24 protein-coding genes and 1 tRNA gene are annotated in these 24,681 nt (G+C 65.8%); 17 read left to right on the top strand and 8 right to left on the bottom strand.

Going from position 1 to position 24,681, the window contains the following annotated elements:
• Positions 1-40 precede the first annotated feature (40 nt).
• Positions 41-721: a DnaA/Hda family protein gene (locus tag E7T10_RS07870; protein WP_137721382.1), complete on the bottom strand. Its 681-nt coding sequence runs from the start codon at positions 719-721 to the stop codon at positions 41-43.
• An 86-nt stretch (positions 722-807) separates the two neighbouring features.
• The gene (locus tag E7T10_RS07875; RefSeq protein WP_066623334.1) at positions 808-1,095 is read right to left on the bottom strand and encodes a YciI family protein; all 288 of its coding nucleotides are present in this window, start codon (positions 1,093-1,095) and stop codon (positions 808-810) included.
• Between the two features lie 165 nt (positions 1,096-1,260).
• Here E7T10_RS07875 and aspS point away from each other — a divergent pair, with 165 nt between their 5' ends.
• From aspS to E7T10_RS07915, 9 genes are all read left to right on the top strand, one after another.
• On the top strand, positions 1,261-3,093 hold the full coding sequence (gene aspS / locus E7T10_RS07880; protein ID WP_137721383.1) for an aspartate--tRNA ligase: 1,833 nt from the start codon (positions 1,261-1,263) through the stop codon (positions 3,091-3,093).
• A gap of 144 nt (positions 3,094-3,237) precedes the next feature.
• Positions 3,238-3,372, top strand: a complete 135-nt coding sequence (locus E7T10_RS16020) for a hypothetical protein (RefSeq protein ID WP_255360388.1) — start codon at positions 3,238-3,240, stop codon at positions 3,370-3,372.
• A 95-nt stretch (positions 3,373-3,467) separates the two neighbouring features.
• A complete protein-coding gene (locus E7T10_RS07885; protein ID WP_210416064.1) occupies positions 3,468-4,802 on the top strand; it encodes a hemolysin family protein in 1,335 nt (444 codons plus the stop codon).
• A 96-nt stretch (positions 4,803-4,898) separates the two neighbouring features.
• A tRNA-Trp gene (locus E7T10_RS07890) sits at positions 4,899-4,974 on the top strand.
• Positions 4,975-5,044: 70 nt separating this feature from the next.
• Positions 5,045-5,359, top strand: coding sequence for a preprotein translocase subunit SecE (gene secE, locus E7T10_RS07895; RefSeq protein WP_017506693.1), 315 nt, complete (start codon positions 5,045-5,047; stop codon positions 5,357-5,359).
• 13 nt (positions 5,360-5,372) lie between these two features.
• Positions 5,373-5,948, top strand: coding sequence for a transcription termination/antitermination protein NusG (gene nusG, locus E7T10_RS07900; protein ID WP_017506694.1), 576 nt, complete (start codon positions 5,373-5,375; stop codon positions 5,946-5,948).
• A 228-nt stretch (positions 5,949-6,176) separates the two neighbouring features.
• Positions 6,177-6,608, top strand: a complete 432-nt coding sequence (gene rplK, locus E7T10_RS07905) for a 50S ribosomal protein L11 (RefSeq protein ID WP_008259841.1) — start codon at positions 6,177-6,179, stop codon at positions 6,606-6,608.
• A 3-nt stretch (positions 6,609-6,611) separates the two neighbouring features.
• On the top strand, positions 6,612-7,301 hold the full coding sequence (gene rplA / locus E7T10_RS07910) for a 50S ribosomal protein L1 (RefSeq protein WP_017506695.1): 690 nt from the start codon (positions 6,612-6,614) through the stop codon (positions 7,299-7,301).
• A 107-nt stretch (positions 7,302-7,408) separates the two neighbouring features.
• The gene (locus E7T10_RS07915; protein ID WP_168189912.1) at positions 7,409-7,954 is read left to right on the top strand and encodes a DUF2059 domain-containing protein; all 546 of its coding nucleotides are present in this window, start codon (positions 7,409-7,411) and stop codon (positions 7,952-7,954) included.
• Here E7T10_RS07915 and E7T10_RS07920 read toward each other — a convergent pair.
• A complete protein-coding gene (locus E7T10_RS07920; RefSeq protein ID WP_137721385.1) occupies positions 7,948-8,556 on the bottom strand; it encodes an NAD(P)-dependent oxidoreductase in 609 nt (202 codons plus the stop codon). The genes E7T10_RS07915 and E7T10_RS07920 overlap by 7 nt on opposite strands.
• Before the next feature lie 53 nt (positions 8,557-8,609).
• On the opposite strand from E7T10_RS07920, the gene E7T10_RS07925 reads away from it, so the two are divergent.
• The 6 genes from E7T10_RS07925 (at position 8,610) to rplL (ending at position 12,698) form a co-directional block, all read left to right on the top strand.
• Complete coding sequence (locus tag E7T10_RS07925) at positions 8,610-9,026, top strand: helix-turn-helix domain-containing protein (RefSeq protein ID WP_137721386.1); 417 nt, start codon at positions 8,610-8,612, stop codon at positions 9,024-9,026.
• Between the two features lie 69 nt (positions 9,027-9,095).
• On the top strand, positions 9,096-10,178 hold the full coding sequence (locus tag E7T10_RS07930) for an AI-2E family transporter (RefSeq protein WP_137721387.1): 1,083 nt from the start codon (positions 9,096-9,098) through the stop codon (positions 10,176-10,178).
• 153 nt (positions 10,179-10,331) lie between these two features.
• The gene (locus E7T10_RS07935) at positions 10,332-10,784 is read left to right on the top strand and encodes an NUDIX hydrolase (RefSeq protein WP_137721388.1); all 453 of its coding nucleotides are present in this window, start codon (positions 10,332-10,334) and stop codon (positions 10,782-10,784) included.
• A 69-nt stretch (positions 10,785-10,853) separates the two neighbouring features.
• Positions 10,854-11,426, top strand: coding sequence for a DUF2059 domain-containing protein (locus tag E7T10_RS07940; protein WP_137721389.1), 573 nt, complete (start codon positions 10,854-10,856; stop codon positions 11,424-11,426).
• 310 nt (positions 11,427-11,736) lie between these two features.
• Positions 11,737-12,252, top strand: a complete 516-nt coding sequence (gene rplJ / locus E7T10_RS07945) for a 50S ribosomal protein L10 (protein ID WP_045810712.1) — start codon at positions 11,737-11,739, stop codon at positions 12,250-12,252.
• A 62-nt stretch (positions 12,253-12,314) separates the two neighbouring features.
• The gene (gene rplL, locus E7T10_RS07950) at positions 12,315-12,698 is read left to right on the top strand and encodes a 50S ribosomal protein L7/L12 (protein ID WP_039248437.1); all 384 of its coding nucleotides are present in this window, start codon (positions 12,315-12,317) and stop codon (positions 12,696-12,698) included.
• Between the two features lie 123 nt (positions 12,699-12,821).
• Here the strand turns inward: rplL and E7T10_RS07955 are convergent, their stop codons facing one another.
• Positions 12,822-13,739: a PHB depolymerase family esterase gene (locus tag E7T10_RS07955; protein ID WP_137721390.1), complete on the bottom strand. Its 918-nt coding sequence runs from the start codon at positions 13,737-13,739 to the stop codon at positions 12,822-12,824.
• Between the two features lie 119 nt (positions 13,740-13,858).
• Between E7T10_RS07955 and E7T10_RS07960 the strand changes: the two genes are divergently transcribed.
• The gene (locus E7T10_RS07960; protein WP_137721391.1) at positions 13,859-14,539 is read left to right on the top strand and encodes a type 1 glutamine amidotransferase domain-containing protein; all 681 of its coding nucleotides are present in this window, start codon (positions 13,859-13,861) and stop codon (positions 14,537-14,539) included.
• 172 nt (positions 14,540-14,711) lie between these two features.
• Here the strand turns inward: E7T10_RS07960 and E7T10_RS07965 are convergent, their stop codons facing one another.
• The 4 genes from E7T10_RS07965 to E7T10_RS07980 form a co-directional block, all read right to left on the bottom strand.
• Positions 14,712-16,700: a M61 family metallopeptidase gene (locus E7T10_RS07965; protein WP_137721392.1), complete on the bottom strand. Its 1,989-nt coding sequence runs from the start codon at positions 16,698-16,700 to the stop codon at positions 14,712-14,714.
• A gap of 227 nt (positions 16,701-16,927) precedes the next feature.
• Positions 16,928-18,889, bottom strand: coding sequence for a M61 family metallopeptidase (locus tag E7T10_RS07970; protein WP_137721393.1), 1,962 nt, complete (start codon positions 18,887-18,889; stop codon positions 16,928-16,930).
• Between the two features lie 132 nt (positions 18,890-19,021).
• Positions 19,022-19,507 (bottom strand): hypothetical protein, encoded by a 486-nt coding sequence (locus E7T10_RS07975; protein ID WP_137721394.1) that lies wholly within the window; start codon positions 19,505-19,507, stop codon positions 19,022-19,024.
• Positions 19,508-19,639: 132 nt separating this feature from the next.
• On the bottom strand, positions 19,640-20,191 hold the full coding sequence (locus E7T10_RS07980; protein WP_137721395.1) for an FKBP-type peptidyl-prolyl cis-trans isomerase: 552 nt from the start codon (positions 20,189-20,191) through the stop codon (positions 19,640-19,642).
• Positions 20,192-20,531: 340 nt separating this feature from the next.
• Between E7T10_RS07980 and rpoB the strand changes: the two genes are divergently transcribed.
• A complete protein-coding gene (gene rpoB, locus E7T10_RS07985; protein ID WP_137721396.1) occupies positions 20,532-24,647 on the top strand; it encodes a DNA-directed RNA polymerase subunit beta in 4,116 nt (1,371 codons plus the stop codon).
• Positions 24,648-24,681 lie beyond the last annotated feature (34 nt).

The following is a 24,681-nucleotide window of genomic DNA, read 5'->3' on the forward strand; positions in this document are numbered from 1 at the left end:
GTGTGACGGCCGCAAGCGGGCGCCGAGAAAATGTCGCGGGTCAGTCGGCGGCGGCGTCCATGGCGTCCAGCACCTGACGCGCCAGAACGCGGGTGACCGGGCGGTGAAGGGCGTCCAGACGTTCGACCACCGAAGCGGCGGTCTCGGCCGAGCGGTCCAGGCGGCGAACCAGATAGTCGATCACGTCATTGGACGGGGTGATGCTGCGTTCGGCGAAGCGGGCGCGAAGGATGGCCGACAGGACCGCGTCGTCGGGCGCGGCGATGGCGACGGCGCGCACGGCGTCCAGCCGCGAACGCAGGTCGGGCAGATCGACCGACCACTGACGCGGGGCCGAACGCGACACCAGCAGCAGGGCGCCGCCGCCGGAGTTGGCCAGGTTGATCAGATGAAACAGGCTTTCGTCGTCGGCGTCGGCCGCGCGGTCCAGCAGGACCGGCCGGCCCTCCAGTTCCAGCGGATCCATCAGGGCGGCCTCGGCGCCGTTCAGCGGCACGGCGCCGACCCGCTCGGCCCAGTCGGCGGCGAGGCGGCTCTTGCCCGATCCCGGCGGGCCGTGCAGCGCCAGCACCGCGCCCACGCCGTCGGGCCAGCGGGCCAGAACGCGCACGGCCTCGGCGTTGCTGTCGGAGGTCACGAAGGCCTCGCCCGCAACCGCCCGCTCCAGCGGCAGACGCAGCTGGTCGGTCGTCGTCGGGGGCAGGGCGCTCAGCGCGGACATGCGCCTGTCATAGCAGAGCCCGGCGTTAACCGCGTCAGCCCCGCTCTGTTGGTTGCGGGGAGCGAACCGCGCCCCTGTGGATGAAATCAGGCGAATTCGGCCAGGGCGGGGTTCAGCTTGCCGGCCTTGAACTCGGTCACCGTGTAATCGGCCAGGCCGTGAACCTGGAATGGATCGTCCTTCAGCAGGGTCTCCAGCTCTTGCTTGGTCCCGCCGCTGCGCACCACCAGAATGCCGCCGGTGCGCGGAACCATCGGCCCGGCGGCGATGATCAGGCCGCTGGCGACATGCTGATCCAGCCATGCGCGATGCTCGACCGTCCGCGCCTCGATGGCTTCGATGGGCTGGGTGTAGGTGATGGTGACGATGAACATGGCGGCCTCAGGCGGGATGGAAGCGCCAGATATCATGCGCGGCGGCAGGCTTTGCAACGGCTGAAACCTTGACTTTCCGGGGCGATGATGCGCCCTACGCCGCTTCGATTTCGGGCGCCGACGGCGTCGGATTCCACCGCCCAGAGACTCCAGACGGTTCGTTTCATGCACGCCTATCGCTCTCACACCTGCGGCGCCCTGCGCGCCTCCGACGCCGGTTCCGCTGTTCGCCTGTCGGGCTGGGTTCACCGCAAGCGCGACCACGGCGGTCTGCTGTTCATCGACCTGCGCGACCACTACGGCCTGACGCAGCTGGTTCTGCACCCCGAGACGCCGGGCTTCGCCGCCGTGGAGCGTCTGCGCGCCGAGAGCGTGATCAAGGTCGATGGCGAGGTGGTCGCCCGCGACGCCTCGGTCGTGAACCCCAACCTGCCGACCGGCGAGGTCGAGGTGCGCGTCCAGGGCGTCGAGGTGCTGTCCGAAGCCGCCGAACTGCCGATGCCGGTCTTTGGGGATCAGGAATATCCCGAGGATATCCGCCTGGCCAACCGCTTCCTGGATCTGCGCCGCGAGCGACTGCACAAGAACATCGTGCTGCGCTCCAAGGTGATTTCCTCGATCCGCCGTCGCATGGTCGATCAGGGCTTCCTGGAATATCAGACGCCGATCCTGACGGCTTCGTCGCCGGAAGGCGCGCGCGACTTCCTGGTGCCGTCGCGACTTCATCCGGGCAAGTTCTATGCGCTGCCCCAGGCGCCGCAGCAGTTCAAGCAGCTGCTGATGGTGTCGGGCTTCGACCGCTACTTCCAGATCGCGCCGTGCTTCCGTGACGAAGACCTGCGCGCCGACCGTTCGCTGGAATTCTACCAGCTCGACGTCGAGATGAGCTTCGTGACGCAGGAAGACGTCTTCGCCGCCATCGAGCCGCTGATGCACGGCGTGTTCGAGGAGTTCGGCGAAGGCAAGCCGGTCTCGGCCATCGACGGCGTACATACCTTCACCAACGACTTCGGCGAGACGTTCGAACACAAGGGTTTCGAGCGCCTGACCTACGCCCAGTCGATGGCCTGGTACGGTTCGGACAAGCCGGACCTGCGCAACCCGATCAAGATGCAGGTGGTGTCGGATCATTTCCGCGACGGCGGCTTCGGCCTGTTCGCCAAGATCCTGGGCGCGGACGACAAGAACGCCGTCTGGGCCATCCCGGCGCCGACCGGCGGTTCGCGCGCCTTCTGCGACCGCATGAACTCCTGGGCGCAGGGCGAGGGCCAGCCGGGCCTGGGTTATATCTTCTGGTCCGAGGATCAGGGCGCCTGGGGGGGGCCGATCGCCAAGAACCTGGGTCAGGAACCGACCGAGGCCCTGATGTCGTCGCTGGGCCTGGGCCAGGGTGACGCCGCCTTCTTCGTCGCCGGCCTGCCCGCGACCTTCGCCAAGTTCGCCGGCCTGGCCCGCACCCGCGTCGGTACGGAGCTGAAGCTGGTCGACGAAAACCAGTTCAAATTCTGCTGGATCGTCGACTTCCCGATGTTCGAATGGTCCGAGGAAGAGAAGAAGGTCGACTTCTCGCACAACCCCTTCTCCATGCCGCAGGGCGGGCTGGAGGCCCTGGAGAATCAGGACCCGCTGACCATCCGCGCCTATCAGTACGACATCGTCTGCAACGGCTATGAGCTGTGCTCGGGCGCGATCCGGAACCATAAGGCCGAGATCATGCTGAAGGCGTTCGAAATCGCCGGCTATGACGCCTCGGTGGTCGAGGAGCAGTTCGGCGGCATGCTGAACGCCTTCCGCTTCGGCGCCCCGCCGCACGGCGGCCTGGCCCCCGGCATCGACCGCATCGTCATGCTGCTGGCGGGCGAGACGGCCATCCGCGAGGTCATCGCCTTCCCGCTGAACCAGCAGGGCGAGGATCTGCTGATGAACGCTCCGACCGAGGCCGAGGAGCGCCAGCTGAAGGATGTCCACATCCGCACGGCCCTGCCGATCAAGGTGTGATCGGCGAGGTCTGATCAAGAACGACAGAGGGGGATGCTTCGCGGCGTCCCCATTTTTTGCGCTCGCGCCCAGGGCGAGCACGATTGCCTGCAACCGCTGACCGGGATTTACGTTCGGATCGGACGTTAATCTTTCGGTAACCAAATGCGACGCGCCATTCGACTGGGTATCTTCATCGGCACCGTGTTGGGCATGAGCGCCTGTGCAACCCAGTATGACGCCAATGGTCGGCCGGTTTCGGGCGCTTACGGCTCGGTCGAAGCCGGGCGGACGGGCTGAACGCAAAGGAAAACGTGGCGCTGGTCGCGATCCTGCCCTAATGTAGCGTTGCGGACGCCGTCTGTCGCGCCGCGTCGGTCCCCAAAACCCCCTAGATGTTACTCATCGCTATTGCTGTCGTTCTGCTCCTGGTGGTGCTCAACGGCTTGTTCGCCATGACTGAATTGGCGGTCGTCTCCTCGCGGAAATCCAAGCTGCAGGCGAGGGCGGAACGGGGCGACCGGGGGGCCAGGGCGGCGCTGAAACTGTCGGAAGAACCGACTCAGTTCCTGTCCGCGGTGCAGGTGGGCATCACCCTGATCGGCATTCTGGCGGGCGCCTATGGTCAGGCGACCATCGCTGGCGAGCTGGATCGCATTCTGGAAGTCGCCTTCCCGGCGTTGGCGCAATACACCGAATTCTTCGCGACCGCCGTGGTGGTCGTGTGCATCACCTATGTGTCGCTGATCATCGGCGAACTGGTGCCCAAGCGCCTAGCGCTGATCTTCCCCGAGACGGTGGCGTCCAAGATGGCCAAGCCGATCTCGACGCTGGCGATCGTGCTGAAGCCCTTCGTCCTGCTGCTGACCGCCTCGACCTCGGGCATTCTGAAGCTGCTGGGCGTCAAGGATCGCGACGGATCGGACGTGACCCAGGAAGAGGTGGCCACCATTCTGGCCGAGGGCACCTCGGCCGGCCTGATCGAACCGGAAGAGCAGGAGATGATCGAGGAGATCATGCGCCTGGGCGACCGTCCGGTGCGGGTGGCCATGACGCCGCGCCACGAGGTGTTCTGGATCGCCCTGGACGACCCCGAGGAGGTGGTGCGCGAGGAAATCCGCACCTGCCCCTATTCGCGCATCGTCGTGGCGCGCGAGAACGACGTCGATAATCCGCTGGGCCTGGTGCACAAGAAGGACCTGCTGGACGCTCTGCTGACGACCGGCAAGATCGATGTGGAGCCGCTGGTCGCCGAGCCGGCCTTCATTCCCCAGTCGACATCGGTGCTGAAAGCGCTGGAGATCCTGAAGGGTTCGCGGGTCCACATGGCCTTCATCGTCGACGAATACGGCGCCTTCGAAGGCGTGGTGACGGCGACCGACATCCTGGAGATGATCGCCGGCGACTTCGACGAGGGCCATGACGAGGAGCAGGCCTGGATCCATCAACGCGCGGACGGCACCTGGCTGGTGGACGGCCAGACCGACCTCGATGACCTTGCCGACACCCTGGGCGAAGACTTCGGCGAGCATGAAGGCTTCCACACCGTGGCCGGCCTGATTCTGCACCAGATCTCGCGCGTCCCGGACGAGGGCGAGGTGCTGCAGGTCGGCCGATTCGAGGTCGAGGTCGTGGATATGGACGACCGCCGCATCGACAAGCTGATCTTCAAGGAACTGGTGAAGGCCGAGGACGAGCGCGACGCCATCGCCGCGCATCTGGAAGACTGATCGCATGTGTCACATCGCCCTTGAAATGGCGGGCGGTGTCGGGCATACGCCCCCCTCTGGCGAACGCACGGACCTTTCGGGTTTGCGCGGTAGTCTAGGAGTTTAGCTCAGCTGGTAGAGCACCGGTCTCCAAAACCGGGGGTCGTGGGTTCGAGTCCCCCAACTCCTGCCAATCCCCCCTGTCGCTTCCGGATGGGACTTCCCATCTGGGGCGACAGGAACAATTGTGTGAAGAGCAACTGATGGCCAAGGCCAAAACTCCCGGCAAGCGGCCTCAAGGCAGCGCGAAGCCCCAGATGGGCGCCAAGCCTCAGGCGGCCGGCGCCGCCGCCATCACGGTCGATTCGCCCGAGCCCAAGAAGCCCCGCACCAGCCCCGGCCAGTTCCTGAGCCAGGTGCGCGCCGAAGGCCGCAAGATCGTCTGGCCCAGCCGCAAGGAGACCTGGATCACCTCGGTGATGGTCTTCATCATGGTCATCATCGCCTCGATCTTCTTCTGGATCGTGGACACCGGCCTGGGCTACGCCTTCCGCTACATCATCGCTCTCGGATCCTGAGAAAGACGCGCCCATGACCGATGCAGCGCCCGCAAAGCCCGCCAATCCGCGCCACAAGTGGTACATCGTCAACGCCTACTCGAACTTCGAGAAGAAGGTCGCAGAGCAGCTGCGCGATCAGGCCAAGCAACAGGGCCTGGAAGACGCCTTCTCCGAAATTCTGGTGCCGACCGAGGACGTCGTCGAGATCCGTCGCGGCCGCAAGGTGAACTCAGAACGCAAGTTCTTCCCCGGCTATGTGCTGGTGAAGATGGAAATGACCGACCAGGCCTATCACCTGGTCAAGAACACGCCGAAGGTCACGGGCTTCCTGGGCGCCGCGGGCGGCACCAAGCCCCTGCCGGTTTCCGAGCGTGAAGTTCAGAACATCATCGGCGCCGTGGAAGAGGGCGTCGAACGTCCGAAGCCCACCATCCGCTTCGACATCGGCGAGAAGGTCAAGGTCATCGATGGCCCGTTCGCCAGCTTCGACGGTTCGGTCGAGAGCGTGGACGAAGAACACGCCCGCCTGCGCGTCGCCGTGTCCATCTTCGGCCGCGCCACGCCGGTCGAACTGGAATACGCCCAGGTGGAGAAGGTCGCGGGCTGAGGCTCACACACCTGTCGAGATTTATGCCGCGTCCGAAAGGGCGCGGCTTTTTCGTTTCTGCGGCGACGGCGGGGCGGTGCGTTGCCTTTCCATCCCCCCTCTGTTACACGCGCGCCTTCGCTCGGCGGGCCTTCGGTTCGTGGGGCGTCAAATCCGTGGGAGGCAGCCATGCCGCACCACGGCTCACCGGTCCGGGATCACGTCCGGGATCATTCATAGGAGAGACCAATGGCCAAGAAGATTCTCGGCTATATCAAGCTGCAAGTGCCGGCCGGTTCGGCTACGCCTTCGCCCCCGATCGGCCCGGCTCTGGGTCAGCGCGGCGTGAACATCATGGGCTTCTGCAAGGAGTTCAACGCGCGCACCGAGAAGGAAGCCAAGGGCACCCCGCTTCCCACCGTCATCACCGTCTATCAGGACAAGTCGTTCACCTTCATCACCAAGACGCCGCCGGCGACCTGGTACCTGAAGCAGGCCACGGGCCTGAAGTCGGGTTCGAAGCTGGTCGGCCGTGAAGTCGCCGGCAAGATCACGCAGGCGCAACTGCGCGAGATCGCCGAAAAGAAGATGAAGGATCTGAACGCCAACGACCTCGACGCGGCGGCCAAGATCATCGAAGGCTCCGCCCGCGCGATGGGCCTCGAAGTGGTGGAGGGCTAAACCATGGCCAAGCAAACCAAGGCCTTCAAGGCCCGCACCGGCGTGACCCAGGACTTGCTGCCGTTCTCCGACGCCATCAAGCTGGCCAAGGAAAACGCCAAGGCCAAGTTCGACGAGTCGCTGGAAATCTCGGTCAACCTGGGCGTCGACCCGCGTCACGCCGACCAACAGGTCCGTGGCGTCGTCAACCTGCCGTCGGGCACCGGCCGTGACGTTCGCGTCGCCGTCTTCGCCAAGGACGCCAAGGCCGCCGAAGCCACCGCAGCCGGCGCCGAACACGTCGGCGCCGAAGATCTGTACGAGAAGATCGCCGGCGGTTTCATGGAGTTCGACCGCGTGATCGCGTCGCCGGACATGATGGCCCTGGTCGGCCGTCTGGGTAAGGTGCTGGGCCCGCGCGGCCTGATGCCGAACCCCAAGGTCGGCACCGTGACCCCGAACGTGGCCCAGGCCGTCAAGGACGCCAAGGGCGGCGCCGTGGAGTTCCGCGTCGAGAAGGCGGGCATCGTCCACGCCGGCATCGGCAAGGTCTCGTTCACCCAGGACGCCCTGGAAGCCAACGTGAAGGCCATCGTGGACGCCCTAGTGCGTTCCAAGCCGTCGGGCGCCAAGGGCACCTATGTGAAGCGCATCAGCCTGTCCTCGACGATGGGCCCGGGCTTCAAGGTCGACCCGGCCTCGCTGGGCGCCTAAGTCGAAAGACAAGCCACACTGAAGAACGGCGGGGAGCGATCCCCGCCGTTTTTTCTTGCCCGGAAGTCAGCCCTGCCGTCAGGATGGGCATCTCTCTGGGGGATCACATGAAACAACTGTTCGGCGGGCTGGTGCTGGCCCTTGCGTTGCTGACTGCGCCTGCGGCCACGGCCGGGACAAACGATGTGTCGGCTGAGAAGCTGGCCTTGGCCAACAAGTTCATCGCCCTAATCCAGGGCGAGCAGATGGGCGCTTCGCTGGGTCAGATGACGGCGATGATGATGCCGCGATCCGAGACGATGTCGGCTGAGCAGGCGGCCGAGGCTCGCGAGATCATGGCTGAGGCGACCGCCAGCATGCTGCCCCGCATGTTCGAGGCCATTGCGCCAATCTATGCCGACATCTTCACGCTGGAGGAGCTTCGGGCTCTGGTCGATTTCTATCAGAGCGATGTCGGCCGATCGATGATGAGCAAGAGCTATGCGGCGGCGCCTCGGATCGGTGCGGCGATCCAGGCCATCATGCCGGAGCTTATGGCGGACATGGGCGATCAGCTCTGCAATCGTCTGCAATGCACGCCTGAAGAGAAGCGCGAGGTGAAGGCCGCCATGGCCAATGCGACGCAGGGCCAGGCGGCCATCAGCCCTCAGTAGGCGGCGGTGAAGCGGGCGCGGCTGTGCTTGGGGTTCTCCAGCTCGTCGACCATGGCGATGGCGTAGTCGGAGAAGCCGATCTTGCTGTCGCCGTTGGAGTCCACGACCAGCTGGTCGGTCCCGGTCCGGTAGCGGCCCAGGCGCGGCGTTTCCTCGATCAGGGCGGCGGGGGAGAAGAAGGTCCAGTTGATGTCGGTCTCCTGACGCAGGTCGTCCAGGAAGGTCAGGCCGCCCTTGGCGATCGGCTTCCATTCGGCCGGGAACTGCGGCGTGTCGAACAAGAGGACGCCGGGCGCGACCTCCAGACTGGCGGCGCCGCCGGTGACGAGCAGACGCGGGACGCCGGCGGTCTTCAACGCGCCCAGGATCGTCGCGGCGGGAACATCGAAGTGCAGGGCGCTGATGACCGCGTCCGAACCCTTGATCAGGTCGGCGAGCGCGGCGGCGTCCGAGGCGTCGCCGGCGACAGGCGTGACGCCGTTGGCGCTCGGGATCGCTTCAGGCTTGCGGGCGATGGCGGTGACCGTGTGACCGCGCGCGGCCAGTTCCTTGGTGATTTCCGAGCCGGCGCGACCGCTGGCGCCGAGGACTGCGACTTTCATGGAGGGCTCCCTTGGGTATCCAATGGATACCAGGTGCGATATGGGATGCGACCATGCAAGACGGCACCTCTCAGACACCTGGTCACCTTCAAGAAACCTGGCTGCGCGGCGATGTGTTCGCGGCGAACTGTCCGACGCGCCAGCTGTTGGATCGCATCGCCGACAAATGGAGCACCCTGATCCTGATCGTGCTGGGAGAGGGGCCGATCCGGTTCAACGCCCTGAAGCAGCGGGTCGACGGGGTGTCGCAGAAGATGCTGAGCCAGACGCTGAAATCGCTGGAGCGCGACGGGCTGGTGTCACGCTCCGTCGTAGCCACCGTGCCGGTGTCGGTGACCTATGCGGTCACGCCGCTGGGCCGAACACTGATGGCGGCGATGCAATCGATCATCGACTGGGCCGAGACCCGGATGCCGGAAGTCGCGGCCGCGCAAATGGCCTATGATCAGCGATCCTGCGACGCCCACTGACTTTTTTATCGCCTGCGGCGAACGGCCACGCTCGACCCGCGTTCCTGTCGCGACCTTGAAGGGGGCGATATGTTCGGACTGGGAAAACTGATGGGCGACAAGCCTGGTGTGGGCGGCCACGACCCGTGGAAGGGGCGGCTGGCGTTTGGCGCCATCGTGCTGGTGGCGGCCTATTTCGCGGTCCAGCTGATCGTGACCTTGCAGACGCTGTGGCTGCTGATCTTCGGGGCCATCGTGGTGTCGGTGATCCTGCGCGCCCTGGCCGATCCCATCGTGCGCTGGCTGAAGGCGCCGGATCCGCTGGCCGTCTTCCTGTCGCTGCTGATCGTGATTGCGGTGCTGGCAGGCGTGCTGACCCTGTTCGGAACCCAGATCGCCGAACAGGTCGTGGCCCTGTCGGCCGTGGTGCCGCAAGGGTGGGAGCAGGTTCAGTCCTGGATCCAAGCCCAACCCTATGCCGCGCAGCTGCTGGAACAGTTGCAGGGGCTGGGCGGCCGCGCCGGTCAAGCGTTGCAGGTCGCACAGAAGTTCGCCCTGGGTCTCGCATCGGGCGTCACCACCCTGGTTCTGGTCGTGGTTGCGGGGGTCTTTCTGGCGATCGAACCCGCCAAGTCGCGCGAGGGGCTGTTGTCCATGTTGCCCATGGATCGGCGGCCGCGAATGCGCGAAGTGCTGAACAGCTGCGGCAAGGCGCTGAAGGGCTGGCTGAAGGCTCAGCTGTTCTCGATGGTTCTTGTCGGGACGCTGACCGGGGTCGGTTTGGCCATCATCGGCGTGCCGTCGGCGCTGGGACTGGGTCTGCTGACGGGACTGGCGCAGTTCGTGCCGATCGTGGGACCCATCGTCTCCACCGTGCCGGCCGTGCTGGTCGGCGCCACGCAGGGGTGGCAGACGGCCCTGATGACGCTGGCGCTGTATGTCGTTGTGTCCCAGCTGGAGAGCAACTTCATCACGCCGATGGTGCAGAAGAACGTGGCCAATCTGCCCGTTGTTCTGGGTATCTTCGCCGTCGTAGGCATCGGCGCCCTGTTCGGGCCGCTGGGCGTGCTGTTCGCCACGCCGCTGGCGCTGGTGCTGCACACCCTTATCACCATGCTTTATCGTCAGGACGTGCTGGGCGATCCCAAGGCCAAGGCGCCCGGCGAGAAATAAATGGGACCGTCCGTAGTCTGACAACTTGACGCAGCCGTCGCGATCCCGTTTCGAGGGCGGCCGCGACCGGCAGACCTGGAACCAGACGTGAAGATTGGGCGAGCGCCAGCACGAATCGTCAGGACCGCTCACGCGATGGGCGAGGGCTGAGGCGTGGCCCAAGCCCGGTCGAAACGCACCACCCGCTCCGAAACCCGGCAGGTCGCGGCCCTGCCTTGGCGGCTGGAGGACGGCGAGCGTCGCATCCTGATGATCACCTCGCGCGAAACGCGGCGCTGGGTGATCCCCAAGGGCGGGCGGATGGTCGGCAAGAGCGACCCCGAGGCCGCCGCCCAAGAGGCGATGGAGGAGGCGGGGGTCAAGGGCGACATCGACACCCAGTCCATCGGCGTCTTCCGCTACGCCAAGGGGTTGAAGGACGGGGGCGTGCGCCAGTGCGTGGTGTCGGTCTATCCGCTGGAAGTGTTGATCCAGATGGGCGCCTGGCCCGAAGCGCATCAGCGCGAGCGCCGCTGGATGAGCCTGAGCGAGGCGGCGGACCTGGTTCATGAGTCCGACCTGGCCGCGCTGATCCGCGACTTCGACGCCACGCCGCTGGAAGATTGAGCAACCGTCGGTCGAATTCGACTGGCCTGCGGGCCTGAGCCTTCCGATAAGAGAGCGGGGGAGGCCATCATGATCATCACACGCAAACTGGCGCTGGCCGCGTCGCTGGGTCTGGCGCTGGGTCTGAGCGCGACAGGCGCGCACGCGCAGGCGGAGGCTCAGTCCGATACGATCGTCGTCACGCGCGTCGAGCCGGCGCCGCAGGATGCCGGCCTGGCGCGCCGCAGCGCCCTGGCGCGCGAACTGATCGACCTGTCCGTCGGCCCGAACTTCATGAAGGAGTTCGAGCGCTTCATGGTCACGCAGATGGGCGAACTGGATAAGAAGGGCGGCGAAGAAGCGATTTGGGTGCGCACCAACATGCCGTCCATGGCGAGCAGAATGATCGAGCGGTTCATGGATGACTTGGCCCCGGTCTACGGCTCCGTCTTCACTGAAGAAGAACTCGTCGCTCAAATCGCATTTTATCGCACGGCTGTCGGGCGCTCTGTCGCAGCCAAGACGATATCCTTGAGCATGGCCTCACAGGAGGTCGAGACCGCAGCGATGACGAACCTTCTGGAGGAGTTCGAGAGCAAATATTGCGCCCGGTTCGACTGCGGCGAGTCTGAGCAGACCGGCGCCAAGCCCAGCCGGCGTTAAGCCGGGTTGATTTCCAGCGGCGGCGCCTGTAAGAGCGCCGCTTCCCGTCGGAGGTTCATCTTCTGACGGTCCTGTCCGAGAACTTCGGGGCGTGGGGGTCACCCAGGCCATAACTGTCAGAGAGCCCTCTGACGCCGTGGGGAGATGGGGACGCGACCTTGCGCTGTCAGCCCGCATTCCGGGATGGACGCCGTCAGACGCATCCTTCGGACAATAAGACCGGCCCGACGTTTCGCAGCGATGCGACGCGCTTTGGCCAATCCGTCGTCGGGAATAAGCCCGGCGGCGAATACCAAGACTGGAGACCGCAATGGATCGCGCTCAAAAAGCCGAGTCTATCGAATCGCTCAAGGGCGTTTTCGCCGACGCCGGCAGCGTGGTCGTGACCCACAACCTGGGTCTGACCGTTGCGGAAATGGAAGATCTGCGTGGCCGTCTTCGTAAAGAAGGCGGCGCGTTCAAGGTGGTCAAGAACCGCCTGGCGCTGAAGGCGCTCGAAGCCGAGGAAGGCAGCGACTACCACAACCTGTTCAAGGGTCCCGTGGGCATCGCCTATTCCGAGAACCCCGGTACGGCCGCCAAGGTCGCCACCGAGTTCGCCAAGGGCAACGATCGCTTCAAGATCGTCGGTGGCTTCATGGGCTCGACCATCGTCGACCAGAAGGGCGTGGACGCACTGTCCAAGCTCCCGACGCTCGACGAGGTTCGCGGTCAACTCATCGGCCTGCTCAACGCGCCTGCGACCCGTATCGCCGGCGTGCTGCAAGCACCCGCCGGTCAGCTGGCTCGCGTGTTCAACGCCTACGCCACCAAGGAAGCCGCGTAAGCGGCCCAGCCTTTCATCTCTGCATCACTCTCTAAAACCAATCCTCCGAAGGAAAACTGACAATGGCTGATCTCGCCAAGATCGTCGAAGACCTGTCCGCTCTGACCGTCCTCGAAGCTGCTGAACTTTCCAAGCTGCTGGAAGAAAAGTGGGGCGTCAGCGCCGCTGCTCCGGTCGCCATGGCTGCTCCGGCCGCCGGCGGCGGCGCTCCGGCTGAAGCTGCCGAAGAGCAAACCGAATTCACCGTCGTCCTGGTCGACGGCGGCGACAAGAAGATCAACGTGATCAAGGAAGTCCGCGGCGTCCGTTCGGACCTGGGTCTGAAGGAAGCCAAGGACCTGGTCGAAGGCGCTCCGCAGAACGTCGTCGAGAACGTCTCCAAGCAACAAGCCGACGAAATCGCCAAGAAGCTGACGGAAGCCGGCGCCAAGGTCCAGATCAAGTAAGATCTGACTTTCGGCATTTGCTGAAGATCGGAAAGGCCCGGCGGGAAACCGCCGGGTCTTTTTTGTTGGCCTATCGCGCGGAGCGCTGCTTGAGGCCGGGCGCTGCTGTGGGGCGTGGAGCGCTCAGCGCTGCGGGCGGGTGCGGGCGGCGAAGAAGGCCCACAGGGCGTCGTTGTCGGCGACCCAGCTGTGGCCGCCGCCGGCCATGATGCGGCCCACCACGTCGGCGCCGTCGCGGCAGGCGGCGTAGCCCTCTTCATAGACCTTGTCGGCGATCCAGCGGGTGTCGCGCAGCAGGGTGCAGCCGTTTAGCTGGGCCCAGCGCTGTTCGGCGGCATGCATGGTGTAGCTCCAGTAGCCTGCACCGCCGCCCTGGATCGGATTGGTGGTGTCGGCGTCGCCGGCGAAGGCGATGACCGGCATGGGGCGCGAAGGGCGGCAGGTGGCGGGATCCGGCTCCTGCGGACGGTCCTTTCTGGGATTGCCTGCGCGCAAGCCGACGACCGGGGCGATGGCGGCGAAACGGTCGGCGGCGACGCAACCCAGCCAGGACGCCATCCGCCCGCCGCCCGACAGGCCCGTCGCATAGACGCGGCTGTCATCGACGCAGCCCTGGTCGGCCAGATAATCGATGGCTCTCGTCAGATAGGCGACGTCGTCGGCATCGCCGAGACCGGGGACTGCGCCGGTGACGGTCGGCACGCCGGGGATGTTCCAGACGAAACCTTGATCGATCGGAATGCCGGCGTCGGGCGCGGCGACGATGAAGCCGTGCCGATCCGCAGCCTCAGCCAGGCCCGAAGACGCCAGCATCTTCTCTCCCGTGCCGCCGCTGCCGTGCAGCAGGAAGACCAGAGGCGCCGGTTGTGCAGGGTTGAAACCGATGGGCAGGTGGATTTGCATCGTGCGTCCGCTGCTGCCGATGGCGACGGCCTGGGTCGCACCCGCCTGTCCGATGTTGCAGGGGCCGGCCGCGTGCGCCGACGGGCTGAAGATCATCAGGCCCATCAGGGCGGCGAACAGACCGAACCAAGGCTTCATGCGACGTCGTCTCCGCTGATCGAGGCCGGCAGGGTGGGGTGTTTTCGGCATCGAGGCCAGTCTTGAGCGGCGCCGTGCGGCTTCCCATCTGTGGACACCCCAAGACGGAGCCATCCCCTATGAAAATTCTGTTGGTGCTGACGTCGCACGATCAACTCGGCGACACGGGCAAGAAGACCGGCTTCTGGCTGGAAGAACTGGCGGCGCCCTATTACGCGCTGAAGGATGCGGGCGCGGAGATCGTGCTGGCCTCGCCCAAGGGCGGTCAGCCGCCGCTGGACCCTAAGAGCGACGACCCCGACGCCCAGACCGACGACACGCGCCGGTTCAAGGCCGACCCCGAAGCCCAGGCCGCCCTGGCCTCGACCGTCGTCCTGTCTTCGGTGAAGGCCGAGGATTTCGACGCCGTCTTCTATCCCGGCGGTCACGGACCGCTGTGGGACCTGGCGAATGACGCCGACTCCATCGCCCTGATCGAGGCCTTCGCCAAGGCCGACAAGCCGACCGGCTTCGTCTGCCATGCCCCCGGCGTGCTGAAGTCGGTGAAAGGGCCGGACGGCAAGCCGCTTGTCAACGGCCGCAAGGTGACCGGCTTCACCAACTCTGAAGAGGAAGCCGTGGGCCTGACCGATGTGGTGCCGTTCCTGGTCGAGAACGTGCTGACCGCCAACGGCGGCGACTACTCCAAGGGGCCGGACTGGGGTTCCTATGTGTTGACCGACGGCAAGCTGGTGACCGGGCAGAACCCCGGCTCATCGCACGCGGCGGCCGAGGCGCTGCTGAAGCTGTTGAGGGCATAAGGAAAATCTGTCTCCTCCCCGCGATGCGGGGAGGGGGACCGCGAAGCGGTGGAGGGGTTTTTGAAGTCCCACAGACCTAAAGAGCCCCTCCGTCGCGAAGCGAAGGCGCGTCGCGCCACCTCCCCACCGAGTGGGGAGGAGACAGTCGCCCAGAGTTAGCGCCGGCCCAGAGTTAGCGCCGGCGGGGTGCGAGGATGTCGGACAGGCGATCCGGCGCGCCCTCGATCCGTTCCAGCCGCGGGTAGCGCAGGCCGTCGTGATAGGCGAAGGCCACCGTGCGGAAGCGATCGCCGGATTTCAGCAACAGTTCGATCGGAGCGTCGGTCCCTTTCGCCGCCGTGACGGCGTCGCGCAACACCTCGGCCGAGCCGGCCTTGCCGTTGACGGCGACCAGGCTCCAGCCGGCGCCGAGGCCTTGCTCAAAGGCAGGGCCGCCCCAGCGGATGTTGGTCAGCTTGTCGCCCGACAGGGTGAAGCCCAGCGAATACTGGAAGTCGTTGGCCCAGCCGCTCTGGACCGACTTCTCCGCCGCCGACGGCGTGTCGGTGTAGGTCAGTCGCCAGCCGCCACGCTCGATCCCGGCCAGCGGCGCGCGGGCGTCGGGGCCGACGGCGTCGAGGCGGGTGCGCAGGAAGGCGGCCCAGTCGTGGGGATAGACCGCATTCAGGGCCGCGACGACATCTTCGAAGGTGTAGCCCTGCGGCGCCCATTCGCCGTCGTCGTGACCGAAGAAGCCTCTGGCGAAATCGTCCAGCGACTTGCGGCCGTTGGTGCCCTCGCGGATCAGGGTGTCGGCGTCCAGCCAAACCAGCAGGCTTTCGCGGTAGTAGTCGCCGGTGCCGCGCATCCATGAGGTGAACTGGCCCGGCACGCGATAGCCCAGCAGATTATGGTTGTTGGTGTCCTGCAAGGCGCGCCATTGGCGGCCCGGCTGGTTGTCATAGAAGGCGGCGACGCTGGCCAGGGTGGCCAGAGCCACGTCCTTGGAATGCAGGCCCGAACGGGCGGCCAGCACATCGCCCCAATATTCGGTCTGACCCTCATAAACCCACAGCAGGGTGTTCTGGGTCGGGACGTTGTGGTTGGCGGTCAGCTCGTCCGCCGGACGCATGAACTTGCCGTTCCAGGAGTGGGTGTATTCGTGCGGCAGCAGGCCCCGGTCGCCGGCGCTCTTGGTCCAGTTGGTGAAGAAGTCGGGCGCGCCGGTGTTCTCGGACGAGCGATGATGCTCCAGCCCGATGCCGCCCATCTGATCGGTCAGGGCGAACAGGAATTCGTAGTTGTCGAAGTGGCGGGCGCCGAACAGGCGGTCGGCCTGCTGGACCATGTTCTCGAACAGTTTCAGCTGGTCGTCGGTGGCGGCCAGCCCCTTCGCCTCGTCGGCCAGGATGTTCAGGTGGACCCTTGATTCAGACGGGGCGCCGCTGGGGTCGATATCCACGCGGCGATAATGGGCGCCGGCGAAGATGGGGCTGTCGATCAGGGTGTAGAGGTCGGTCGGGGCGAAGGTCGCCACGTCGCCGTCCTGAGACGCCGTGGTCAGGGCGGTGCCGTATTTCCAGCCGGCGGGGAGGACCACCGACGGGGCGACCTGGATCTGGCGGCTGAAATAGCCGGCCGGATAGAGGATGGCCTTCTCCCACTGCAGATTGACCATGGCCGGGGTCATCAGCACGCGCCAGTTGGAGGCGTCGGGTTGGGTCAGTTGCTGGAACTGCACGTCAATGCTGGTCACGCCCGCCGGAATGTCGAGGTGGAAGGCGTAAGGGTCCAGTGTGTCGCGCAGCCACTCGATGCGCCGGCCGTCGGCGGTGACGGTCAGGCCAGCCAACAGCTGGATCGGGCCGGTGGCGGCGTGGTTGCCGGGCAGGAATTTGGGATAGAGCAGGGTCAGCGGGCCAGGGCCGGCGACCGGGATAGTCTGGCTGACGCGGATGATGCGGCGGTCCAGGTCGGTGATGTCGGCGCGGTACTGGATCACGCCCGGATAGGGCTTGTCCTGGGGGGCGGGAATGACCGGCTGGGCGCGGGGCAGGGCCAGCGGCGCCTGGGTCGCATCGGTGACGACCGGCGTGGACTGGAAATTCTGGGCCAGAACTGGCGAAGCGGCGGCCGTCATCAGAACGGCGAGGCAGGCGGCGGTCAGACGGGTACGCGGCATTCGGTCATCCGGTTCGACGAGGGAGCCGCACCGTCGGGGGCGAGGGGCGATGCGTCAAGCGTGGCGTTGTGTCTCCTCCCCATGAAATGGGGAGGGGGACCGCGAAGCGGTGGAGGGGCTCTTGAAGTCCCACAGGCACCTGTGAGGCGGTGAAGAGCCCCTCCCGTCACGGCGCTGAAGAAGCGCCGCGCCACCTCCCCACCAAGTGGGGAGGAGACGGGTCGCCTTTAGCGCCGACGCGGCGTCAGGATGTCCCCCAGGCGATCGGGCGTGCCGGGGATGCGTTCCAGGCGGGGGTAGCGCAGGCCGTCGTGGTAGTCGAAGACGACGGTGCGGTATTGCTCGTCATCCTTGACGATCAGGGTGATGGGCGTCGACGGATCCTTGGCCGCAGTGACGGCCTCGGCCAGGCGTTCGGCGCTGGCGGCCTGCCCGTTGACGGCGACGATCTCCATCCCGGCGGCGAGGCCCGACTTGAAGGCCAGGCCGTTCCACTGGACGCTGCGGATCTTGTTGCCCTCGCCGGTCTGGAAGCCCAGCGAATAGGTGAAGTCGTTGCGTTTCAGCTCGGCATACAGGGTCTTCATATAATCGGTGGGCTTGTCCGAATAGGCCAGCCGCCAGCCGCCGCGCGCCAGACCGTCCAGCGGGGCGTGGGCCTCGGGGCCGTCGGCGTCCAGGCGGGTGCGCAGGAAGGTCGCCCAATCGTTGGCGACGACGCCGTTCAGGGCCGCGACCACATCCTCGAACGTATAGGGGGCGGGCGTGTAGCTGCCGTCCTGGACGCCGTAGAAGGCGCGGGCGAAGTCGTCGAGCGACTTCCGGCCGCCGGTCTTCTCGCGGATCGTCGTGTCGACGTCGAGCCAGATCAACTGGCCCTCGGAATAGTAGTCCTCGTCGCGTTGCCACGACAGCCAGCCCTTGGGCTGGCGCTGGCTGATGATCGGATCGTTGGTCGTGTCCTGCATCGCGCGCCATTCGCGGCCGACGCGCGTGTCGAACGTCGCGGCGGTCATGGCCAGGGCGTCCATCGCCTGTTGCTTGGTCAGCAGACCCGAGCGGGCGGCGATGACTTGGCCATAATACTGGGTCTGGCCCTCATAGACCCACAGCAGGCTGTTCTGCAGCGGGCTGTTGAAGTTGGGCACATACTGGTCGGCGGGGCGGCGCCATTTGCCGTCCCAGGAGTGGTTCATTTCGTGGCTGAGCAGGTCGCGGTCGGACAGATGGGTGTCCCAGCCGGTGAAGAAGGCGGGATCGACCGAGTTTTCCGAACTGCGGTGATGCTCAAGCCCGATGCCGCCCAGCTTGTCGGTCATGGCGATCAGGAAGTCGTAGTGGTCGAAATGGCGCGCGCCATACAGTCGGTCCATCTGCGTCACGAGATTGCGCAGGATCTGGATCTGCTCGTCCGTCGCGTTCAGGCTGTCGGCCTTGTCCGCGACGATGTTGGCGCGAACGGGCGAGCGGCCGCCGGGATCGAGGTCGATCTGGCGATAGTGGACGCCGGCGAAGACCGGGCTGTCGATCAGCACTTCCAGATTGACGGGCTTGAACGTCTGGACGTCGCCGGCCTTGCTTTCGGGCTCGAGCGCCGTGCCGAACTGCCATCCGGCGGGGAATTTGACCGTGGGCTGGACCGTGATGTTCCGCGACCAGTGGCCGGCGGGATAGAGCAGCATCTTCTCCCACTGGATGTTCAGCATCTCGGGCGTCATCGTGATGCGGCCCTGATTGCCGGTCGTCGGCGACAGATGCTGCAGGGTGATGTCCAGCGCGGTTGCACCGGCCGGGACGACCACGTGATAGGCGAAGGGATGCAGGGTGTCGCGCACCCACTGCACCCGCTGGCCGTTCGCCATGATCTCGATGCCGGCCAGCTGCGCGATGGGGCCGACGGGGCCGTGGTTGCCCGGCAGCCACTCGGGGAAGAACAGCGTCATCGGTCCCGCCTGGGCGACCGGGATCGTTTCCTTCACCGCAAAGATGTGCTGGGCCAGATTGGTGGCGTCGACGTCCAGGGTGATGACGCCGGGATAGGCGACGTCCCGCGCGTCCGGAATCGCAGGCAGGGGCGCGGGCAGGGCGGGCGGCGCGGTCGAGGCCTGCTGCGCCAGGGCGGCCGGGGCGGTCGAGACGAGCAGAAGAGCGAGGCCGAGAGGGGCGGCGCGCAGGCAAGAACGGATCATCGAGGACTCTTCAGGCGACTGGGGGAGCCGCGACAGTCCGACGCAGGGGGCGGGGCGTCAAGCGTCAGCGCTGATCCGAAATTGCACTGCACCCCGAAAACGCGTGCAAAATGCAAGGACGTGCAATTGGGATCAGTCCTCCTCCATCGGACGCAGGGGCGGCGTGGTGGGCAGATTGTGCTGCCGTTTCGGGTCGTTGGCCATGCCCCGGTAGTAGCGCACGGCATGGTCGTCGATCTTGGCGATGGCCTCCAGATCCTTGTGCAGCCGGGACCAGCCCCGAGCCTCGATCAGCTTGCCGTCGATCATCGCCCGTGAAGCATTGGCCCAGGCCAGACGCGCCATGTCGGCGGCGTTGCAGGGCAGGCGCTGGTCGATGGCGTCCAACTCATAGGCGTCCAGCGGTTCGAAAACCGCGCCGTGGGGTTGGTCCGATCGGCGCCATCCTTCCGTACGGGCGCGCCAACGGAAGGTCGACAGGCTGAGGCCGTGGCGCGCGCAGACCTCCTGGGCGAACCCCCCGGCGAGATAGTCTTTGCGCGCGGCGGCCCAGGTCGCGGCGGACCGTCGGGTCCAGTCGGGCGAGTTCGGATTGGGATCGGAGATGTCATCGGTCATGCCGCCCATGATGCGGGCGGCGTCGGCTATGGCCGGAACAATGACGCTTGGCGCGCCCAAGCCGTTGAATAGGCAGCGGTCAGGGTGTCGAAATAGGATGGGGCGCGGTCGCCAGCCATCCTGTTTCGGTCTTCAGCCCGGCTTGACGTCCAGCAGTTCGACCGAGAAGCGCAGGGTCGAGTTGGGGGGCAGTTCGTCGCCGCCGACCCAGCGCGAGCCGTAGCCCAGCGAGGCGGGGATGACGAATTCGTAGATTTCCCCGACGCGCATCAGGGCCACGCCCTCGGTCCAGCCCTTGATGACGCGATTCAGCGGAAACTCGGCCGGTTCGTTGCGGGCGTAGGAACTGTCGAACTCGCGCCCGTCAATGAAGGTGCCGCGATAGTGGACCTTGACCGTGTCGGTCGCCTTGGGCTGCGCGCCCTCGGGGTGGGCCTTGCCGACGCGGCGGTACTGCAGACCGCTCTCGGTGGTCGTCCAGCCGCGCCGGGCGCCGTTCCAGGCGAGGTAGGCGGTATTGCCGGCGTCCCAGGCCTGCTGCGGCGTCAGGGTGCCCTGGCCATTGACCTGATCGGCGGCGCGCGCGGCGGCCGAAGCCGTCTCGGCATAGGTCACCGGCTCGCGATGGGTGGCGCAGGCGGAAAGGGCGAGAGCGGCGAGAAGGGGCAGGGCGATCCGTGTCATAAGGCGACGCTAGATCAGCCCATCGTCGCTCGCAACGAGATTGGTCGCCTCTGTCGAAAAGGTTCCCTGGGGCCTTTATTTCGTCGCGAATGCGCGTATATGTGCGCGCTCCGCAACACTCCACATGAGTCTGCGCGCAAGCGCCGAGGCCCGGTCCGTCGCCCTCCGACCGAGCGAAGGCGCGGCTCCTTCCCAGGGAGCCGGTCCATTTCAGGCGTCCTGGCCCGGCAGCGGGCCGAGGGTGGATGCCGAAACCCTGGCTGCGGACGCGGAAACGCGCGCCGTGGCTGCTGCATTTCACGCACGTCTTCCCCGGGGCGTGCGCCATGGGAAACACTGAATGACTGACGTCGCCCACGATCTCGCCATCAACGGTCAGATCGCTTCCGCCACCTCGTTCACCGGCAAGAAGCGCATCCGCAAATCCTTCGGGCGTATCCCCGAAGCGATCGCGATGCCGAACCTGATCGAGGTTCAGCGCGCTTCCTACGAACAGTTCCTGCAGCGCGAGGTCCGTCCTGGCGTCCGCAAGGAGCAAGGCATCGAGGCGGTCTTCAAGTCGGTGTTCCCGATCAAGGACTTCAACGAACGCGCCATCCTGGAATACGTCTCGTACGAGTTCGAAGAGCCGAAGTACGACGTCGAGGAGTGCATTCAGCGCGACATGACCTATGCCGCGCCGCTGAAGGTCAAGCTGCGCCTGATCGTGTTCGAGACCGACGAGGAAACGGGAGCCCGTTCGGTCAAGGACATCAAGGAGCAGGACGTCTACATGGGCGACATCCCGCTCATGACGGACAAGGGCACCTTCATCGTCAACGGCACCGAGCGCGTGATCGTCTCGCAGATGCACCGTTCGCCGGGCGTCTTCTTCGACCACGACAAGGGCAAGACGCACTCCTCGGGCAAGCTGCTGTTCGCCGCCCGCGTGATCCCGTACCGCGGCTCGTGGCTCGACTTCGAGTTCGACGCCAAGGACGTGGTCTATGTGCGCATCGACCGCCGCCGCAAGCTGCCCGCCACGACCTTCCTGATGGGTCTGGGCATGGACGGCGAGGAAATCCTGAAGACCTTCTACGAGACCGTGCCTTACGAGAAGCGCGGCGAAGGCTGGGTCACGCCCTACAAGGCCGAGCGCTGGCGCGGGGTTAAGCCGGAGTTCGACCTGATCGACGCCGACACCGGCGAAGTGGTCGCCCAGGCAGGTCAGAAGATCAGCGCCCGCGCCGCCAAGAAGCTGGGCGAGACGACGACCTCGCTGTCGCTGGCCGCCGACGCCCTGGTCACCAAGTATCTGGCCAATGACGCCGTCAACTTCGAGACCGGCGAAATCTTCGCCGAGGCTGGCGACGAACTGGACGCCCCGACCATCGAAGTGCTGGAGCAAAACGGCTTCACCACCATCGAAGTGCTGGACATCGACCACGTCACGGTCGGCGCCTACATGCGCAACACCCTGCGCGTGGACAAGAACGACAACCGCGAGGACGCCCTGTTCGACGTCTATCGCGTGATGCGTCCGGGCGAGCCGCCCACCCCGGAAGCCGCCGAGGCCATGTTCAACTCGCTGTTCTTCGACAGCGAACGCTACGACCTGTCGGCCGTCGGCCGGGTCAAGATGAACATGCGTCTGGAAAGCCCCGAGGTCTCCGACGAGATCCGCGTCCTGCGCAAGGAAGACGTGCTGAAGGTGCTGCAGATCCTGGTCGGCCTGAAGGACGGCCGCGGCGAGATCGACGACATCGACAACCTGGGCAACCGCCGGGTCCGTTCGGTCGGCGAGCTGCTGGAAAACCAGTACCGCGTCGGTCTGCTGCGCATGGAGCGCGCCATCAAGGAGCGCATGTCCTCAGTCGATATCGACACGGTCATGCCGCACGACCTGATCAACGCCAAGCCGGCCGCCGCCGCGGTGCGCGAGTTCTTCGGTTCGTCGCAGCTGTCGCAGTTCATGGACCAGACGAACCCGCTGTCGGAAATCACCCACAAGCGTCGTCTGTCGGCGCTTGGCCCGGGCGGTCTGACGCGTGAACGCGCGGGCTTCGAAGTCCGCGACGTGCACCCGACCCACTACGGCCGCATCTGCCCGATCGAAACGCCGGAAGGCCCGAACATCGGCCTCATCAACTCGCTGGCCACCCACGCGCGCGTCAACAAGTACGGCTTCATCGAGAGCCCGTACCGTCGCGTGAAGGACGGCCAGGCCCAGGGCGAGGTGGTCTACATCTCGGCCATGGAAGAGTCGAAGTACACGATCGCCCAGGCCAACATCGAACTGAAGAACGGCCAGATCGTCGAGGACCTGGTCCCCGGCCGGATCAACGGTGAATCCCAGCTCCTGAACAAGGATGCCGTGGACATGATGGACGTGTCGCCGAAACAGGTCGTTTCGGTCGCCGCCGCCCTGATCCCGTTCCTGGAAAACGACGACGCCAACCGCGCGCTGATGGGCGCCAACATGCAACGTCAGGCCGTGCCTCTGGTGCAGTCGGACGCGCCGCTGGTCGGCACCGGCATGGAAGCGGTCGTGGCCGTGGACTCCGGCGCCGTCGTGGTCGCCCGTCGTGACGGCGTCGTCGAACAGATCGACGGCACCCGGATCGTCGTGCGCGCCACCGGCGACGTGGACGCCGCCCGCTCGGGCGTCGACATCTACCGCCTGTCGAAGTTCCAGCGTTCGAACCAGTCGACCTGCATCAACCAGCGCCCGATCGTGCGCGTGGGCGATCGGGTGAAGGGCGGCGACGTCATCGCCGACGGCCCGTCGACGGACCTGGGCGAACTGGCTCTGGGCCGCAACGCCCTGGTCGCCTTCATGCCCTGGAACGGCTACAACTTCGAAGACTCCATCCTGATCTCCGAGCGCATCGTGCGCGACGACGTCTTCACCTCGATCCACCTGGAAGAGTTCGAAGTCGCCGCCCGCGATACGAAGCTTGGCCCTGAGGAAATCACGCGCGACATCCCCAACGTCGGCGAGGAAGCCCTGCGCAACCTCGACGAAGCGGGCATCGTGGCCATCGGCGCCGAGGTCCAGCCGGGCGATATCCTGGTCGGCAAGGTCACGCCGAAGGGTGAGTCGCCCATGACGCCGGAAGAGAAGCTGCTGCGCGCCATCTTCGGCGAGAAGGCTTCGGACGTGCGCGACACCTCCCTGCGCCTGCCGCCCGGCGTCGCCGGCACGATCGTCGACGTGCGCGTCTTCAACCGTCACGGCGTCGACAAGGACGAGCGCGCCATGGCGATCGAACGCGCCGAGATCGAACGTCTGGGCAAGGACCGCGACGACGAGCTCAAGATCCTGGAGCGCAACGTCTATGGCCGCCTGAAGCCGCTGATCGTCGGCAAGAACGCCGTGTCGGGGCCCAAGGGCATCGGCCGCGGCGAACTGACCGAAGAGAAGCTGGCTGAGGTCAGCCGTGGTCTGTGGTGGCAGATCGCCCTGGACGACGAAAAGGCCATGGGCGAGCTGGAAGCGATGAAGCGCCAGTTCGAGGACGCTCGCAAGCAACTGGACCGTCGTTTCGAAGACAAGGTCGAGAAGCTGCAGCGCGGCGACGAACTGCCCCCCGGCGTGATGAAGATGGTCAAGGTCTTCGTGGCCGTGAAGCGCAAGCTTCAGCCCGGCGACAAGATGGCTGGCCGTCACGGCAACAAGGGCGTCATCTCCAAGATCCTGCCGATCGAGGACATGCCGCACCTGGAAGACGGCACGCACGTCGACGTCGTTCTGAACCCGCTGGGCGTGCCGTCGCGCATGAACATCGGCCAGATCTTCGAAACCCACCTGGGTTGGGCCGCCGCCGGTCTGGGCAAGCAGATCTCCGGTCTGCTGGAAGCCTGGCAAGGGGGTGGTCAGAAGCAGGCTCTGGTCGAGCGTTTGACCGAAATCTACGGCCCGGAAACCCCGTTGCCGGAAGATGAGGAAGAACTGGTCGAACTGGCGAAGAACCTGTCCAAGGGCGTGCCCTTCGCGACCCCGGTCTTCGACGGCGCCCACATCAGCGACATCGAGCGTCTGCTGGAAGAGGCGGGGCTGAACAAGTCGGCCCAGTCGATCCTGTACGACGGCCAGACCGGCGAGCAGTTCAAGCGTCCGGTCACGGTCGGCTACATCTACATGCTGAAGCTGCACCACCTGGTCGACGACAAGATCCACGCCCGCTCCATCGGCCCGTACTCGCTGGTCACCCAGCAGCCGCTGGGCGGCAAGGCGCAGTTCGGCGGTCAGCGCTTCGGGGAAATGGAGGTCTGGGCTCTGGAAGCTTACGGCGCCGCCTACACCCTGCAGGAGATGCTGACGGTGAAGTCCGACGACGTGGCCGGCCGGACCAAGGTCTACGAGGCCATCGTCCGTGGCGACGACAGCTTCGAGGCCGGCATTCCCGAGAGCTTCAACGTGCTCATCAAGGAAATGCGTTCGCTGGGTCTGAACGTGGAGCTGGGGAATTCGTGAGGCGTGACGCGTGAGTCGGGACCGGGCCGATGCT

The organism is Brevundimonas sp. SGAir0440 (assembly GCF_005484585.1).
In the GTDB taxonomy this organism is placed as follows: domain Bacteria; phylum Pseudomonadota; class Alphaproteobacteria; order Caulobacterales; family Caulobacteraceae; genus Brevundimonas.

Excerpts from the sequence above, each read along its gene's own strand:
- rplK (WP_008259841.1), top strand. The coding sequence starts at position 6,177 with ATGGCCAAGAAGATTCTCGGCTATATCAAGCTGCAAGTGCCGGCCGGT.
- E7T10_RS16020 (WP_255360388.1), top strand. The coding sequence starts at position 3,238 with ATGCGACGCGCCATTCGACTGGGTATCTTCATCGGCACCGTGTTGGGC.
- E7T10_RS07875 (WP_066623334.1), bottom strand. The coding sequence starts at position 1,095 with ATGTTCATCGTCACCATCACCTACACCCAGCCCATCGAAGCCATCGAG.
- E7T10_RS07975 (WP_137721394.1), bottom strand. The coding sequence starts at position 19,507 with ATGACCGATGACATCTCCGATCCCAATCCGAACTCGCCCGACTGGACC.
- rplA (WP_017506695.1), top strand. The coding sequence starts at position 6,612 with ATGGCCAAGCAAACCAAGGCCTTCAAGGCCCGCACCGGCGTGACCCAG.
- E7T10_RS07970 (WP_137721393.1), bottom strand. The coding sequence starts at position 18,889 with ATGATCCGTTCTTGCCTGCGCGCCGCCCCTCTCGGCCTCGCTCTTCTG.
- E7T10_RS07915 (WP_168189912.1), top strand. The coding sequence starts at position 7,409 with ATGAAACAACTGTTCGGCGGGCTGGTGCTGGCCCTTGCGTTGCTGACT.
- rplL (WP_039248437.1), top strand. The coding sequence starts at position 12,315 with ATGGCTGATCTCGCCAAGATCGTCGAAGACCTGTCCGCTCTGACCGTC.
- E7T10_RS07870 (WP_137721382.1), bottom strand. The coding sequence starts at position 721 with ATGTCCGCGCTGAGCGCCCTGCCCCCGACGACGACCGACCAGCTGCGT.
- E7T10_RS07930 (WP_137721387.1), top strand. The coding sequence starts at position 9,096 with ATGTTCGGACTGGGAAAACTGATGGGCGACAAGCCTGGTGTGGGCGGC.
- E7T10_RS07960 (WP_137721391.1), top strand. The coding sequence starts at position 13,859 with ATGAAAATTCTGTTGGTGCTGACGTCGCACGATCAACTCGGCGACACG.
- nusG (WP_017506694.1), top strand. The coding sequence starts at position 5,373 with ATGACCGATGCAGCGCCCGCAAAGCCCGCCAATCCGCGCCACAAGTGG.
- rpoB (WP_137721396.1), top strand. The coding sequence starts at position 20,532 with ATGACTGACGTCGCCCACGATCTCGCCATCAACGGTCAGATCGCTTCC.
- E7T10_RS07940 (WP_137721389.1), top strand. The coding sequence starts at position 10,854 with ATGATCATCACACGCAAACTGGCGCTGGCCGCGTCGCTGGGTCTGGCG.
- aspS (WP_137721383.1), top strand. The coding sequence starts at position 1,261 with ATGCACGCCTATCGCTCTCACACCTGCGGCGCCCTGCGCGCCTCCGAC.
- E7T10_RS07980 (WP_137721395.1), bottom strand. The coding sequence starts at position 20,191 with ATGACACGGATCGCCCTGCCCCTTCTCGCCGCTCTCGCCCTTTCCGCC.
- E7T10_RS07925 (WP_137721386.1), top strand. The coding sequence starts at position 8,610 with ATGCAAGACGGCACCTCTCAGACACCTGGTCACCTTCAAGAAACCTGG.
- E7T10_RS07885 (WP_210416064.1), top strand. The coding sequence starts at position 3,468 with ATGTTACTCATCGCTATTGCTGTCGTTCTGCTCCTGGTGGTGCTCAAC.
- E7T10_RS07955 (WP_137721390.1), bottom strand. The coding sequence starts at position 13,739 with ATGAAGCCTTGGTTCGGTCTGTTCGCCGCCCTGATGGGCCTGATGATC.
- E7T10_RS07965 (WP_137721392.1), bottom strand. The coding sequence starts at position 16,700 with ATGCCGCGTACCCGTCTGACCGCCGCCTGCCTCGCCGTTCTGATGACG.
- E7T10_RS07920 (WP_137721385.1), bottom strand. The coding sequence starts at position 8,556 with ATGAAAGTCGCAGTCCTCGGCGCCAGCGGTCGCGCCGGCTCGGAAATC.
- secE (WP_017506693.1), top strand. The coding sequence starts at position 5,045 with ATGGCCAAGGCCAAAACTCCCGGCAAGCGGCCTCAAGGCAGCGCGAAG.
- rplJ (WP_045810712.1), top strand. The coding sequence starts at position 11,737 with ATGGATCGCGCTCAAAAAGCCGAGTCTATCGAATCGCTCAAGGGCGTT.